The organism is Vibrio jasicida 090810c, assembly GCF_002887615.1.
In the GTDB taxonomy this organism is placed as follows: domain Bacteria; phylum Pseudomonadota; class Gammaproteobacteria; order Enterobacterales; family Vibrionaceae; genus Vibrio; species Vibrio jasicida.
Window position 1 is genome coordinate 414,194 of record NZ_CP025793.1, and the last position, 14,909, is coordinate 429,102.

Annotated in this window: 12 protein-coding genes; 9 read left to right on the plus strand and 3 right to left on the minus strand. The window is 48.2% G+C overall.

Features of this window, described 5'->3' with window-relative positions; translation table 11 throughout:
• Positions 1-43: 43 nt before the first annotated feature.
• On the minus strand, positions 44-1,486 hold the full coding sequence (locus C1S73_RS19490) for a sugar porter family MFS transporter (RefSeq protein ID WP_038868946.1): 1,443 nt from the start codon (positions 1,484-1,486) through the stop codon (positions 44-46).
• A 537-nt stretch (positions 1,487-2,023) separates the two neighbouring features.
• On the opposite strand from C1S73_RS19490, the gene iolE reads away from it, so the two are divergent.
• From iolE to iolG, 9 genes are all read left to right on the plus strand, one after another.
• Positions 2,024-2,917, plus strand: coding sequence for a myo-inosose-2 dehydratase (iolE, locus tag C1S73_RS19495; RefSeq protein WP_005437833.1), 894 nt, complete (start codon positions 2,024-2,026; stop codon positions 2,915-2,917).
• A gap of 93 nt (positions 2,918-3,010) precedes the next feature.
• The gene (gene iolD, locus C1S73_RS19500) at positions 3,011-4,882 is read left to right on the plus strand and encodes a 3D-(3,5/4)-trihydroxycyclohexane-1,2-dione acylhydrolase (decyclizing) (RefSeq protein ID WP_005437835.1); all 1,872 of its coding nucleotides are present in this window, start codon (positions 3,011-3,013) and stop codon (positions 4,880-4,882) included.
• Between the two features lie 98 nt (positions 4,883-4,980).
• Positions 4,981-6,156 carry a Gfo/Idh/MocA family protein gene (locus C1S73_RS19505; RefSeq protein ID WP_038868948.1) on the plus strand — a complete coding sequence of 392 codons (1,176 nt, stop codon included), beginning with the start codon at positions 4,981-4,983 and terminating at the stop codon, positions 6,154-6,156.
• A 12-nt stretch (positions 6,157-6,168) separates the two neighbouring features.
• Positions 6,169-7,155, plus strand: coding sequence for a 5-dehydro-2-deoxygluconokinase (iolC, locus tag C1S73_RS19510; protein WP_038868949.1), 987 nt, complete (start codon positions 6,169-6,171; stop codon positions 7,153-7,155).
• A gap of 181 nt (positions 7,156-7,336) precedes the next feature.
• A complete protein-coding gene (locus C1S73_RS19515) occupies positions 7,337-8,206 on the plus strand; it encodes a 5-deoxy-glucuronate isomerase (RefSeq protein WP_038868950.1) in 870 nt (289 codons plus the stop codon).
• Positions 8,207-8,216: 10 nt separating this feature from the next.
• Entirely contained in the window at positions 8,217-9,044 is an 828-nt protein-coding gene (locus C1S73_RS19520) for a class II fructose-bisphosphate aldolase (protein WP_005437843.1), read from the plus strand.
• Between the two features lie 72 nt (positions 9,045-9,116).
• Positions 9,117-9,950, plus strand: a complete 834-nt coding sequence (locus tag C1S73_RS19525) for a MurR/RpiR family transcriptional regulator (RefSeq protein WP_005437844.1) — start codon at positions 9,117-9,119, stop codon at positions 9,948-9,950.
• Positions 9,951-10,135: 185 nt separating this feature from the next.
• Positions 10,136-10,963 (plus strand): sugar phosphate isomerase/epimerase family protein, encoded by an 828-nt coding sequence (locus C1S73_RS19530; protein WP_038868953.1) that lies wholly within the window; start codon positions 10,136-10,138, stop codon positions 10,961-10,963.
• A 21-nt stretch (positions 10,964-10,984) separates the two neighbouring features.
• The gene (gene iolG, locus C1S73_RS19535; protein WP_038868955.1) at positions 10,985-11,971 is read left to right on the plus strand and encodes an inositol 2-dehydrogenase; all 987 of its coding nucleotides are present in this window, start codon (positions 10,985-10,987) and stop codon (positions 11,969-11,971) included.
• A gap of 94 nt (positions 11,972-12,065) precedes the next feature.
• On the opposite strand, the gene sstT is transcribed toward iolG, so the two are convergent.
• The gene (sstT, locus tag C1S73_RS19540; RefSeq protein WP_038868957.1) at positions 12,066-13,283 is read right to left on the minus strand and encodes a serine/threonine transporter SstT; all 1,218 of its coding nucleotides are present in this window, start codon (positions 13,281-13,283) and stop codon (positions 12,066-12,068) included.
• A 358-nt stretch (positions 13,284-13,641) separates the two neighbouring features.
• The gene (rsgA, locus tag C1S73_RS19545; protein ID WP_038868958.1) at positions 13,642-14,718 is read right to left on the minus strand and encodes a ribosome small subunit-dependent GTPase A; all 1,077 of its coding nucleotides are present in this window, start codon (positions 14,716-14,718) and stop codon (positions 13,642-13,644) included.
• Between the last annotated feature and the right edge of the window lie 191 nt (positions 14,719-14,909).

The following is a 14,909-nucleotide window of genomic DNA, read 5'->3' on the forward strand; positions in this document are numbered from 1 at the left end:
ACAAGTGCTAACACCTGTTCCCTTTGTAAAACATTAAGTTATCTTATGCACGTGCTTCAGTCGCAGTTCCAGATACTTTTTTACCCAGTTTTTTCGCCATCGCTTCTTCCATTTTCTCCAAGCTGACGCCTTTGGTTTCAGGCACATACTTGACGACCACGAACATACAGATGAGGGACAAGACGCCGAATAACCAGAAGGCAAAGGCACCGTTGAAGTTCTCTTGTAGGTAGGTGTTTTCATTGAGCATTGGGAATGACTGCGTCACGATAAAGCCAGTAAACCATTGTGCACCGACCGCGATAGCCATTGCACGAGAGCGGATACTGTTCGGGAAGATTTCTGAAATCATAGTCCAACATGCGCAGCCCCAAGAGGTCGCGTAAGACACCACGTACAGACAAAGTGCGAATAGCGCCGCGTAACCTTCCGTTTGCTGGTAAAGCACGTAGCCAACAATGAACATACCGAACGCACAGCCAAAGGTGCCGTATTTCATCAGTGGCAAGCGGCCGACTTTATCGATCAGGTACATACCCAAAGCGTTACCACCGATAAATACGATACCCACGAACGTGGTTTGGAATAGCGCGTTTTCAGTAGAGCCTGTGATTGGTTTTAAGATCTCCGGAGTGTAGTACATGATCACGTTGATACCGGTTAGCTGCTGGGCTGCCGCGACAAACGTACCGATAACCAAGATTGCGAACAATAATGGCGAACGCAGGCTGACCTTGTTCTTCTTCGCGCCATGACTTTCTACTAACGACTCTTGGATCTCTTTGATCAAGCGGTCCGCGTGTTTCGGGTTAGAAATTCGAGAGAGAGTATCTTTTGCTTCGGCGACTTTGCCTTTTAGTACCAGCCAACGTGGTGACTCTGGAATGAGGAACAGCAACATGGCGAAAAGCGCGGCTGGAATCACTTCTGACCCGAGCATCCAACGCCAACCGAGATCGACGAGCCAAGCCTCGGACATGCCTTTTGCAATTAAATAGTTAACGTAGAACACGCCAGTCTGACCGATAACCGCGGATTGCTGGAACATGCTCACCGCGCGCCCACGGAAGTCTTTTGGCGCGACTTCCGACATGTACATTGGTGATACCACACAAGCCAGACCTACCGCGACACCGCCTACGATACGGAGCATGACATAGAACGAGAAGGTTTGTGCGAGGGCAGAACCGATGGCTGAAATGATAAAGAGGATAGCGGCGATAAAGAGTGTGTTGCGTCGACCGTATTTAAGGGCTGCCCAACCTGCGCTTACTGCGCCAATAATACTCCCTAGTACAACGCTGGATACGGCCCAACCGGTTTGTACTGCTGACAATCCGAAATATTCACGGATTGGTCCAATTGCCCCAGAGATAACAGCAGTGTCGTAACCTAATAAGATGCCTCCGAGTGCAGCGATACAACAAATCCTAATGATGTAGGCGAGGTTGTGCTTTCGAGCTTCGGCCTTGGATGTAGCTTCCATTGTTTTTTCCTTTATTAGATCCCCAATCCTTCCCTTAACCATCGAATAAGAGCCAGTTGGGTAGCGGCCAATACTCCGCTTTGTAGGGTACGAGTATTGGATATCTATATTGCCGACTTGTTGTGTTTATTAGATTTATGAAAATTATTTTTCATTTGTCGGTTGGTTTAATCATATTTACTCTTTTGTTATTCGACTAGGTGTCTGTTCGTTTTTTATCCTAAAGTGTTATCCAAATCAAATAATGAAAAACATTTTTCATTTGATGTGCTTTGTTTAACTTTATGATTTTAAATAATAAATTATAAACGAGATCCAGATCATACTCGCTTGAAAGGCACGTGGCTATTAGCTTTTTTCATGATTTAACAATTTGATGACATCGATTGCTTTGATTGAAAAATATTTTTCAATTTGTCTTTTTTTCGCTAATGTAATTTCCAGTGAAACGAAATTGGTGAAAGAAAAGCATCGATAAAAACACGCTTTTACTTCACGACATTTATTAAATAACGCAAACATTGTCGGAGAATAAAAATGAGCAACGTGCAATATGGAATTAGCCCACTGACTTGGACCAACGATGATATGCCTGAATTAGGCGGCGATATCCCATTGGAAACGTGTCTAAGTGAAATGGCAGAAGCTGGTTTCACTGGTACAGAGCTAGGTACTAAGTACCCACGTGAACCAGAAGTTCTAATCCCTCTACTAGAAAAACATGGCCTAGTGCTCGCTTCTGGCTGGTACAGCGGCAACCTAATGAAGCTGACTGCGGAAGAAGAAATCGCAGCGATGCAAGAGCACATCAAATTGCTTAAGGCTGCTGGCTGTAAAGCCATGGTGTTCGGTGAAGTGAGCAACACGGTTCACGGCGACATCAACACGCCACTTTCTCAACGCGTGATCCTCACGATGGATGAGTGGAAAACCTACTGCGCGAAGTTAACTCAAGTTGCGGAATACCTGCTTAACGAGCACGACATCAAACTGTCTTTCCACCATCACGTCGGCACCATCTGTGAAACGGAAGACGACATCAACATCATGATGGAATTCACTGGCGAAGCGGTTTACCTAACTCTAGATACGGGTCACATCACTTACGGTGGTGGTAACCCAGTGACCATGATCAAGCGTTGGGGTCACCGTATTGGTCACATGCACTTTAAAGACCTTCGCCTAGAAGTAATGAAAGCCGCGCGTGATGCAGACAAATCATTCCTAAACGCAGTGCTTGATGGCGTATTCACTGTTCCGGGTACAGGTGACGTGGATTACGACGATGTATTCGCAGCACTGAAAGAGCGCAACTACCAAGGCTGGTTGCTGGTTGAAGCAGAGCAAGATCCAGCGAAAGCGCACCCATTGACGTACGCGAAAACGGCTTACGAGAACATCACAGGCTACGCGAAGAAATACGGTCTATAAGAGCACAAGTAAGGAAGGGGAGATTCGTCTCCCCTGTATCAAGCCGCGGAGACAACGTGGCTACAAAAATGATTGATACTACCGGGGAAGACAATGAAAACTGTACGCCTAACTGTTGCAGAAGCGCTAGCTCAGTACCTAGCCGCACAAATGATTGAAATTGATGGTAAAAAAGAACAGCTGTTTGGTGCGGCGTTTGCCATCTTTGGTCACGGTAACGTGACGTGTTTTGGTCAACAGCTAAAAAATATCGAAGACAAAATTCCGACTTGGCGTGGTCAAAATGAGCAGTCGATGGCAACAGCGGCAATCGCGTATGCCAAGGCGAACTTACGTCGTCGCATCGGCATCGCGACCAGTTCAATTGGTCCGGGTGCAACCAATATGGTTACCGCAGCAGGTATCGCGCACACAAACCGCTTACCAGTGCTTTTGATTTCTGGTGATGCTTACGTCAGTCGTCTGCCAGATCCTGTGCTTCAACAGCCAGAGAATTTCTACGATCCTTCGATCACTTGTAACGATGCGTTCAAACCGCTAACACGTTACTGGGATCGTATTATCTCGCCAACACAATTGATGCACTCATTGCCTCAGGCAATTGACACCATGCTTGACCCAGAAACCTGTGGTCCAGCGTTTATCGGCTTACCACAAGATATTCAGGGCGTGGCTTACGATTTCCCTGAAGTCTTCTTCCAAGAAAAAGTGCACCGCATTCGTCGTCCAGAGCCCGAAGTGGCGGATCTAGAAGATGCAAAAGCGGCGCTGCTTAGCGCGAAACAGCCTTTGGTTATCTCTGGCGGTGGCGTGCATTACTCACTAGCAACGGACGAGTTGGCTGCCTTTGCGAAAAAACACAACATCCCTGTGGTTGAGACCATTGCTGGTCGCGCCACGATGCTGCAAGACAATCCTCTAAATGCAGGTCCAATCGGCGTGACAGGCTCAGACTCTGCAAACTACATGGCAGCGCATGCGGATGTGGTGTTGGCGGTGGGTACTCGCTTACAAGACTTCACGACAGGCTCTTGGTCGGTGTTCAAGAACCCAGATATGAAGCTGGTTACCATCAATACCGCACGCTTTGATGCCATTAAACATCGCGCTATTCCAGTTAAAGCAGACGCAAAACGTGGCTTAGTTGAGCTGTCTAACCTACTGGGCGATTTCCGTAGTAGTGACGAGTGGGCGGCAACGGCGAAAGCGCAAGCGGATGAATGGAAAGCCGTGGTGCATCGTCGTACTCATCCTCAACCAGGCGACCTACTCGACGGTACGTCTTCTTATGCAGAAGTGATTGGCAAGCTCAACAAATCTATGCAGCCGGGCGACACCGTACTTACGGCAGCGGGTGGCTTACCAGCAGAGCTCGCGATGAACTGGCAGAACTACCAAATTGGTAAGTTCGACATTGAATTTGGCTTCTCTTGCATGGGTTATGAAATCGCAGGTGGCTGGGGCGCGAAAGTTGCGAACCCAGATAACGATGTGGTTGTGCTCGTCGGCGATGGCTCTTACCTGATTCAAAACTCAGACATCTACTCGTCAGTTCTGACAGGTCACAAGATGATTGTCGTGGTATGCGATAACGGTGGTTTCGCGGTGATCAACAAGCTGCAAAACAATACGGGCAACGAGTCGTTTAACAACCTATTGGAAGACTGTCGCCGTCCTGATGGCGAGGTGGCTCGAGTGGACTTTGCTAAGCATGCCGAAGCGCAAGGCGCAATCAGCGAGAAGTTGACGTCAATCGACCAGTTTGATGACGCATTCCAACGCGCTAAAGAAGCCGACCGTACTTACGTGATTGTGGTCGACATCGACCCAGTATCGCCAATGGCTTGGTCTAAGTGTGATTGCTGGTGGGAAGTGGGCCTTCCTCAAGTGACACGCAATGACGACACCGCTGAGAAAGTTGCGGCATGGGAAGAAGGCAGAGCAGCGCAACGCGCCGGCGTTTAAGCCCAAACCGATTTATGTATCAAAACATCCAGCTTTAAAACAGATTTCAACAATTCGATTTATAGGCTCTTAAGCAAGAGCCTATCAAGGAGTCAAACATGTTTAATGAAGAACGTCATTTTGAGCAACCAATCCGTTGGGCAATGGTCGGCGGTGGTCGTGGCAGTCAGATCGGTTACTCGCACCGTAATGCGGCGCAGCGCGATGGTTTGTTCAAATTGGTCGCTGGTGCATTCGATTTGGATGCGGATCGTTGTCGTGATTTCGGTGAGAACTTAGGTCTAGATGGCGACCGTTGCTACGCAAATTACAAAGAGATGTTTGAGAAGGAAGCGCAACGCGAAGATGGCATTCAAGCTGTTTCAGTCGCAACGCCAAACTCAACTCACTACGAAATTTGTAAAGCAGCACTGGAAGCCAACTTGCACGTTGTGTGTGAAAAACCAATCACCTTCACGACGGAAGAAGCAGAAGAACTCAAACAGATCGCAGCAGAGCGCAATCGCGTGATTGGCGTGATGTACGGTTACAGCGGTTTCCCAATGGTTCAGCAAGCGCGTGAAATGGTGAAGCGTGGTGATCTGGGTGAGATTCGTGTTGTGAACATGCAGTTTGCTCACGGCTTCCACAACGAAGAATACGAGAAAAACGATCCAGGTTTGAAATGGCGCGTCAGCCCAGAAGTCTCAGGTCCAACTTATGTTCTGGGTGATGTGGGTACGCACGCTTTCTACCTGTGTGAAGTGATGACGGGTCTTGAAATCGACCGCCTGTCTTGCATGCGTCAAAGCTTCATCCAGTCACGTGCTCCGCTCGAAGATAACGCTCACATCATGATGCAATTCAAAGATGGTGCGGTCGGTACGCTTTGGGCATCTGCAGTGAATGCAGGTTCGATGCACCAACAAAAAATCCGCATCGTCGGTTCGAAAGCGTCCATCGAATGGTGGGATGAGCAACCAAACCAACTTCGTTTTGAAGTGCAAGGCGAAGCACCACGCATTCTTGAACGTGGCATGGGCTACCTATACCAAGATGCTCCGGGTGTGGCTTCTAACCGTGTTGGTGGTGGTCATGCAGAAGGTTATTTCGAATCATGGGCGAACTTGTACCACCGTTTCGCATTGGCATTCGATGCGGCTGACCGTGATGACCAGCAAGCGCTGTCTGAAATTTGGTTCCCAGGTATCGATGCAGGTATTGAAGGCGTACGCCTATGCGAGAAGTGTGTGGAATCTGCAGACCAGAACGCCGCTTGGGTTGATTACAAATAATAGGAACAGACGATGACAAACATTGCACTTGAAACAAATCGACCATTGGATGCCATCGTTTTAGGACGTGCGGGCGTAGATCTCTACGCTCGCGAAGCTAAAACCGACATGGCGGACATCTCCGGCTTCAACAAATTCGTTGGCGGCTCAGCAGCAAACATTGCGGTGGGCATTGCCAAGTTAGGCGGTAAGGTCGGCTTTATTGGCTGCGTGGCTGACGATGCATTCGGTGGTTACGTCAAAGGTTACATGACGGAACAAGGCATCAACCTTGATGGTATGAGAACCGATGATTCTGGTTCGCGCACTTCGGTGGCATTCACTGAGATGAAGCCAAAAGATTGCACCGTGCTTATCTACCGTAACAACGCATCGGATTTGACCATCAAACCAGAAGAGATCGACCCAGCTTACATCGTTAGCTCAAAAGTCTTGGTGGTCACGGGAACGGCATTGTCGGAAAGCCCAAGCCGTGAAGCCACTTTGATTGCGATGCAGCATGCGCGCCGCAGCAATACCTTGGTGGTGCTGGATGTCGATTACCGTCCTTACTCTTGGCGTACGGACACCGATGCTTCGATTTACTACGGTATTGCCGCGGGTCTTTCAGACATCGTGATCGGTAACCGTGAAGAGTTCGACATGATGGAAACCGTCATTGCTCCGGGCAACACCGATGATGACCAAACGGCGGCTCGATTCCTCACGGAGAACACGCAAGTGGTGGTGGTGAAAGCCGGTGAGCATGGCTCGAAAGTGTACGACCGTGCTGGTCATAAGTTCGAGCAAGGCATTTTCCGAGTAGAAGCCAATAAGCCATTTGGCTCTGGTGACTCATTCGCCGGCGGTCTGATTTGGACGCTAGTTACGGGTGGTTCGTTAGAAGAGGGCGTACGCAACGGCACGGCTGCAGCGGCGATTAATGTCAGCGGTCACAGTTGCACAGAAGCCATGCCAACCAAGGAACAACTATTCGATTTTATTGAGACGCGAAGTTAAGCACGGTTTGGTGCTTTCGGGCACCACATTGCTGCGCGTTTTGGTCTCCCGGGCCGGTATGTCACTTGAGGGTAACCAAACAGTGCGCGTACACACCATCGTGGCCCGGCTTTTTTGTTAAGCCACTTTCAGAAGGATAGGACAGTCTCGTTATCAAACGAACTGTGAGGAGAAAAGAAAAATGGGAAAACACATTCCACCATTTGATAACAAGAATGAACCAATTATTGGTGCGAACGACGAAGTAACACCGCTATGTTACTTCAACCAAGTGTTCTTGAATCAGAACGAAACCTTTGACCATGTCATCGAAGGGTATGAGTCTGTCATCGTATTGGCTGGCGGTACTTGCAGCATCACCGTAACGAAAGACGGCGAGAGCGAAACGTTCGACAACATTGGTAAGCGTAAATCAGTTTGGGACGGCAACCCAGAAGCGGTTTACGTACCACTTGGCTACCGCGCGACCATTCAATGTGTGAGCGACAAAGCTGACGTTATGATTGCAGGTGGTAAGTTTGAAGCGTCACTGGAGCCTTTCTGTGTCCGCGAAGAGAACGTAGACATGGTGCAATATGGTTCGGATGACACCAAAACACATCGCAAAATCAAACACGTGCTGGGTCAATCCAACGCAGATAAACGTGGTCGTTTATTAGTGAGTGAGCTGTTCACTGTCGGCGCAGGCGGTTGGTCTGGCTTCCCTCCACACAAGCATGATGAAGATCGTGTTAAGCCTGACGGCAGCAAAGAAACCCTTTACGAAGAAGTGTATCAATTCCGCTTTAACCCAGATTTCGGCTTTGGTGCGCAGTTCCTATACGAGCACGAAGACGACTTTGGTCCGGTTTACCACGTGCGCACGGGCTCAGTGATCGCCATCGATAAAGGCTATCACCCAAGCGTGGCTGCGCCGGGCTACGAAATGTATTACTTCACCATCATCGTTGGCAAAACAGAGAAATCTTTGATTCAGCACTTTGATCCACACCACGAATACCAAGTGGAAACGATCCCTGGCATCAAAGACATGATCGCGAAATTTAAGTAGGGGAATCATCATGTTGGTAAATTTGAATGACCTATTGCCGGAGGCTGCGGCGTCTAACTACGCTGTCCCTTGCTTTAATGTGTTCGGCTTTGAAGATGCACGTGCTGTTGTTGAAGCGGCAGAGCAAGTGAACAAACCTGTAATTCTGGCTTGTAACAAAGACGTGGTGGATTTTTATGGCGTCGAAACTGCTGCGGCGATGTTCCTAAATCTAGCGCACAAGAGCACAGTGCCTGTTGTGCTTCACCTTGACCACACTTACGAAGAGGACATCGTCTTTCGCGCGCTTAAAGCTGGGTTTAGTTCCGTGATGTTTGATGGCTCGCAACTGACGTTGGACGAGAACATTGCTCGCACCAAGAAAGTCGTGGAAGTGGCACATGCGTTAGGAGCATCGGTAGAGGGTGAAATTGGTTCGGTGCCTTACGAAGAAGGTCGCGACCACATAAAATCTATCTACACAGAACCGGAAGACGCGGCGCGCTTTGCAGAAGAAAGTGGCGTTGATTGTGTCGCAATTTCTGTCGGCAACGTTCACCGCTTAACTGAGCCAACTTGTACTATCGATTTTGGTCGCCTAGACCGTATCGCAAATGCTGTGGCTGTGCCGCTGGTGATTCATGGTTCGAGTGGTATTCGCGATGAAGACATGCTCAAGCTCAAGCAAAGCCGCGTATCCAAGTTCAATATTGGCACCTGTTTGCGTCAGGCTCTGGGTCATAATCTTCGCGATTACATGAATCAGGAACCACAAAAGTTTGACCGTATTTACTTCATGCAAAAGGCGATGCCTTATGTGAAAGAAGAAGCGGTACGAAACTTTGAATTATTATCTTAAAATAGCGGCCCCTTTTGTTACTATAAGGGGCCTCTATCTCCAAGCGTTCATTGATAGGAGAGCAGTATAACTATGGATGTTGAAGTGAAAGCACCTGCAGATTTAGACACACTAAAAGAGTTAATCGCAAAGCGTTACGACAGTTTGAGCGGGCGTTTGCAGCAAGTCGCGGATTTCGTCACCGACCAGCCGATGCTGGTGGCGGTAGAAACCATGGCGACCATTGCCAAGCAAGCCAACGTCCCCCTGTCGACTTTGAGTCGATTCTCTAATGCGATGGGCTTTGATGGCTTCACTTCTATGCAAGTACTGTTTCGCGATCAATATTTGAATCGCCCGAGAGATTACAAAGAGCGCGTTCGTAAAGCTCGTGAGATGGAGGACGTCCCGCATGACTCGCCTCAAGCCATCTTCCAAGATTTCGGACACGCGAACATTGAAGCATTAGAACAGCTTCAAATGTCGGTCTCTCCTCAAAAATTGGAACGTGCAGTGGCTCTGATGGATGGTGCTGAAACCATCTACATTCAAGGTACTCGCCGTGCTTACCCAGTGGCTTTCTATCTTTGGTACGCCCTCATGAAATCTGACAAGAGTGTCGTGCTCTTGGATGATCACGGTGGCATGTTGTCTCCGTTAACTCGACGAATGAACGATAAAGACGTTCTGTTTGCTATCACCTTCAATCCATACGCGGAAGAAACCAGCCAGCTGATTGATGATGCTTGCAAAAAGAACGTGCCGATTGTCTGCATTACCGATAACCAAATGACGCCTCATGGCAGCAAAATGGATGTCTGTTTTGAAGTGCAAGAAGGCGAATTGATGGGCTTCCGTTCGCTCAGCAGCTCCATGTATTTGGCGCAGGCGATTGCGGTGAGTCTGATTTGTCGAGAAGTGAAGTAATTTCATCGCTCAGTAATCTCGAATAGGGACGCGATCCTGCGAGCGAATAAGCAGTAAAGCGCGCAGATTTTTTCATACCTTTGTCCACTGATTAGGTGCAACTTAGCGGTTGTGCTGCGGGTTTGCTCGAGCTGAATTCGGCTTATGTCCTGCAATGTACAGGGCAATGAGAAGAGGTAAATCTGATGCGTTTTGCTCTACATGGCATGTGCTCTCTGCACTGCAATATTCTATCTGATGTCCGACTTGCCAAAGAAACTGGCTACCAAGGGCTCGAAATCCACACCGAAAAACTCTGGCGTTATATTCAAGCTGGCTTCACTGCTGAACAACTCAAACAGCGCATGGATGAGTTCGGCATTGTCCCAACGGCGATCGACATCATTGGCGCAGTTGAAGTGACAGATAAAGCCAGCCAACGTCAACTGTTCCAAGATTCAGAAACGCTGTGCCGTTTTGCGCAAGCCGTGGGTGCACCTACCATCCAGCTCAATGCTTTTGAGGCATTAAATGGCTTAACCAAAGAGCAAAACATCGAACTCACGGCACAGAACATTCGCCAGATTACCGACATTGGTAAGAGCTATGGCATCCGTTTCCAATATGAAGGCGCGGCTTGGACTCCAATCGCCAAGTTGGAAGATTACTTCCGCCTGTACGACGCCGTCGGCCGCGACAACTTTGGTTTTGTTCTGGATACATGGCACTTATGGGCATGTCGCGGGGCAACGTTGGAGCAAGTGGCAAATATCGATGCCGAGCTGATTTACAACGTGCACTTGTCTGACGGTAAGCGTCCTGCTCCGGGCGAGGCTTGGCCCGATGAGCGCGCTCTACGTGGTTACTTGTTAGGGCAAGGTGAGGTGCCATTAAAAGAATGGGTCGATGCGATTCGCCAAACAGGTTACGACGGCTTCTATTCTGGTGAATTCCTCAATGACCAACTGTGGGAAGGGGATTACTACGACATAGCCACAGATATGTTGGCGGGCATGAAGCGTCAATTCGATTAAGCGACACAGAAGGGAATTACTATGTTTAATATTGCTTTATTTGGAGCGGGTCGAATTGGTCAAGTCCATGCGGTCAATATCGAACGTTCACCAGAAACCACGATTTATTCGCTTATCGAACCTTATGAAGTCTATGCGGATCAGTTTTGTGCGCAGTATCCGCAGACAAAACGCCAAACCGTAGAAGAGGCGATGGCGGATGACGACGTTCATGCGGTGTGCATTTGCTCTTCAACCGACACTCATGTGGATTTGATTGAGCGAGCAGCAAAAGCAGGTAAAGCCATCTTTTGTGAGAAGCCAATCGACCTTGATTTGGGGCGAGTACGTGATTGCTTGGGCGTAGTAAATCAGCATCAAGTGCCTTTCTTATTAGGCTTCAATCGCCGCTTTGATCCGCATTTCCTGAGTCTTAAGAAAGCGTTGGATGACGGTCAAATTGGCGAACCAGCAAGCGTAATCATCACGTCTCGCGATCCTGCGCCACCGCCAGCGCAATACAGCAAATCGTCCGGTGGTATGTTCCGTGATATGACGATTCACGATCTCGACATGGCGCGGTTTATCTTAGGGGAAGATCCAATCGCGGTTACTGCACATGGCAGTTGCAAGGTAGATCCTGCTATCGGTGAAGCGGGAGATATCGATACCAGTGTGGTGACGCTTACATTCCCTTCTGGCGCGATGGCGACGATTCATAACAGTCGTCGCTCTGGTTACGGGTACGATCAACGTCTCGAAGTGCATGGCGAGAAAGGTACGCTGCAAGTGGCGAATCTGACCGAAAATCTAGTCAGCCGCAGTACAGAAACAGGGCAAACAGGCGCAACACCGAAGTACTTCTTCTTAGAGCGTTATGAGCGTGCTTACGTGGCGGAATGGCAACACTTTGTTGAAGTACTGAAAGGCGAAGCGCCATGCTGCTCTGGCATAGATGGCGAGATTGCTCTGACGCTAGCGGATGCTGCGTTAGAGTCGATGCAAACAGGGAAGACGGTTCGTTTGTAAGTCACCCTTAACAGGAAACAAAAAGGGGAGCCGCATTGGCTCCCCTTTCTATTTCCTACACCAAAGATGCGTAAATCTTACTGATGCATAAGTCTTACTGAGTTTTTTGCTGTTCTGATTTGCAAACAGCGGCAGTGAAGATAACGTCTGTTGAGCTGTTTAGCGCTGTTTCAGCAGAGTCTTGAATTACACCAATGATGAAACCAACTGCTACAACCTGCATTGCTACGTCGTTTGAAATACCAAACAGACCACACGCCAGTGGAATCAGTAGTAGAGAACCACCAGCAACACCAGATGCGCCACACGCTGATACTGCGGCAACAATACTTAGAAGTACTGCTGTCATGAGATCAACTTCGATGCCCATAGTGTGTACTGCTGCTAGCGTTAGCGTTGTGATGGTGATTGCTGCACCTGCCATGTTGATGGTCGCGCCCAGCGGGATAGATACAGAGTACGTATCTTCGTCTAGGTCTAGCTTCTTACATAGGTTCATGTTCACTGGAATGTTCGCAGCACTTGAGCGTGTGAAGAATGCTGTTACGCCACTTTCACGTAGACATTGGAACACTAATGGGTACGGGTTTTCTTTCGTTTTGAAGTATACGATCGCTGGGTTAACCACTAACGCAATGATCATCATCGAACCTAGCAGTACCGCTAGCAGATGTGCGTAGCTTGCTAGTGCGCCAAAGCCTGTTGTTGCAAACGTTGATGCAACTAGACCAAAGATACCGAACGGAGCAAGACGAATGATGAAGCGAACAATGTGAGAAACACTGTGGCTTAGATCTTCGAATACCGCTTTCGTCGTTGCTGATGCGTGGTGAAGCGCAAGACCAAGACCAACACCCCAAGCAAGAATACCAATGTAGTTAGCTTCTACTAATGCGTTTACTGGGTTATCAACCAGTTTGAACAACAAGGTTTGTAGAACTTCTGCGATACCTTGTGGTGGCGTTGCACCTTCAGCACCGGTTACTAGCGTTAAATTGGTCGGGAAAAGGAAACTTAGTAATACCGCGGTTAGTGCTGCAAAGAAGGTACCCGCTAGGTAAAGAACCACGATTGGGCGCATGTAAGTGTGTTGGTTTTTCTTTTGGTTCGCGATAGACGCTGCGACCAAAATGAACACCAAGATCGGTGCAATGGCTTTTAGTGCGCCAACAAAAAGGCTACCAATCATGCCAACACTTTGAGCATGGCTTGGAGAAATTGTTGCTAGTAAGATACCAAAGACGATACCGACGAGGATTTGGAGAACGAGGTTACCGCGAGCATATCGGGCAACGAGACTGTTGTGTTGCATACATCATTCCTGCAATGTGATGTCTGAGCAAGCGCGCAAAATTCAGTCATTACACGGCGTAATGTTCCTTGTAAAACAAGGGCTGAAGGTTGGAATTGCGTTGCTAAGACGTCCTGATTATCAATTATCCTGTTTTTATAAATTCAGCCATATTCTTGCTGAATATCACATATCTTAGCTTGGTAATATTTTGTGTCTAGTTTTAGTTTGTTCTTAGTTTAAATGTTTGCTTGATGTTGCCATTATTGGTCTTTTGTGTTGATTTGTGTCGCCAAATATGAATGATGGTTTTTCATTAAGTTATTAAAAAAGGAGGCGTTAGCCTCCTTTGTTCTATTGATTACCTAAATACTACAACTTAGTAACCTTGTTGGCGTTTTCGCTTTTCTCCGACGACATTACGTACCATCTTTCCAAATTGCTTGCTTTGCGCTCGCTTCTTAGCAAGTGTCGCGCCGTTATGGGCTTGTTCGCGCAGTAACTTCAGGTAGTTAGTAAAGCGGCGCATCTCCAACGTGCCATCTTCAATCGCAGCTTGAACGGCGCAACCTGGCTCTGTTTGATGCTGACAATCACCAAATCGGCATTGCTCTGCTAATGCTTCGATATCAGAGAAGGTCTCACTAACGCCAGCTTCGCAATCGGTCAATTGGATCTCACGCATTCCTGGCGTGTCCATTAAGACGCCGCCAGAAGGTAACAAGTGAATAGAGCGAGAAGTGGTAGTGTGTCGACCTTTGCTGTCGTCTTCACGGATACCACCCGTTTCTTGTTCTTGTTCGCCTAGTAGCGTGTTCACTAAAGTGGATTTACCCACACCAGATGAGCCAATAAAAGCAACGGTTTGCCCTTCGCCGCACCAACTCATTAACTTGCTTACGCTCGATTCATCTAGGCCATTTACGCTTTCGACCATTAGCAATGGATCGAGCCTTTGCACCTGAGTTTTTAGTTCATCGACATCGTCACATAAATCGGCTTTGGTCAGCACAATCACGGGCTCAACATCGGCTTCATTGACCAAAGTTAAATAACGCTCAATGCGGCTGAGGTTAAAGTCGTGGTTGACTGAACAAACGATAAATACGGTATCCACATTTGCGGCGATAAGCTGCTCGGCAACCTTGCTGCCTGCGGCTTTACGACTGAATAAGCTGCGGCGTTCAAGTAAACGAGAAAACTGCTGTTGGTGGTTTAGTATCACCCAGTCGCCCACTGTCATGCTGGGTAGTGAGGCTTGGATAGGCAAATGGGTTTCACCTTGCTCGCTTACCACGACATAGCCACTGCGATGGTGAGCAATCACTCGTGCGAAGAGCGTGTCTTCATAATCGTCTAACGTCAGTTGTTGTTGAAAAAACGGTTTCCAACCTAATAGCTTTAACGGGTTAGGTTGAGTAAGTAGTGTTTCACAAAAAGAATGTGTTTTATTCATTGTTGAATTATCCCAGACGCCACAAAGCGCCTTAATACAAATCGTATGAGGGTCTAATTCGCATAGAGCTGACCCCGGTGGAAACCGGGCAAAGAAGGGAGGTGCTGTGGCTTAGCCACGAGAAAAAGTTGGACGTTTACCCTTTCACTGCCCAGTTAGTGTTATTCATTACAATCATCATATTTCCTCTT

What these genes read in the sequence shown, in the direction of transcription:
- iolE (WP_005437833.1), top strand. Translation starts at nt 2,024, where the DNA reads ATGAGCAACGTGCAATATGGAATTAGCCCACTGACTTGGACCAACGAT.
- C1S73_RS19525 (WP_005437844.1), top strand. Translation starts at nt 9,117, where the DNA reads ATGGATGTTGAAGTGAAAGCACCTGCAGATTTAGACACACTAAAAGAG.
- C1S73_RS19490 (WP_038868946.1), bottom strand. Translation starts at nt 1,486, where the DNA reads ATGGAAGCTACATCCAAGGCCGAAGCTCGAAAGCACAACCTCGCCTAC.
- C1S73_RS19530 (WP_038868953.1), top strand. Translation starts at nt 10,136, where the DNA reads ATGCGTTTTGCTCTACATGGCATGTGCTCTCTGCACTGCAATATTCTA.
- rsgA (WP_038868958.1), bottom strand. Translation starts at nt 14,718, where the DNA reads ATGAATAAAACACATTCTTTTTGTGAAACACTACTTACTCAACCTAAC.
- C1S73_RS19520 (WP_005437843.1), top strand. Translation starts at nt 8,217, where the DNA reads ATGTTGGTAAATTTGAATGACCTATTGCCGGAGGCTGCGGCGTCTAAC.
- iolC (WP_038868949.1), top strand. Translation starts at nt 6,169, where the DNA reads ATGACAAACATTGCACTTGAAACAAATCGACCATTGGATGCCATCGTT.
- iolD (WP_005437835.1), top strand. Translation starts at nt 3,011, where the DNA reads ATGAAAACTGTACGCCTAACTGTTGCAGAAGCGCTAGCTCAGTACCTA.
- sstT (WP_038868957.1), bottom strand. Translation starts at nt 13,283, where the DNA reads ATGCAACACAACAGTCTCGTTGCCCGATATGCTCGCGGTAACCTCGTT.
- iolG (WP_038868955.1), top strand. Translation starts at nt 10,985, where the DNA reads ATGTTTAATATTGCTTTATTTGGAGCGGGTCGAATTGGTCAAGTCCAT.
- C1S73_RS19505 (WP_038868948.1), top strand. Translation starts at nt 4,981, where the DNA reads ATGTTTAATGAAGAACGTCATTTTGAGCAACCAATCCGTTGGGCAATG.
- C1S73_RS19515 (WP_038868950.1), top strand. Translation starts at nt 7,337, where the DNA reads ATGGGAAAACACATTCCACCATTTGATAACAAGAATGAACCAATTATT.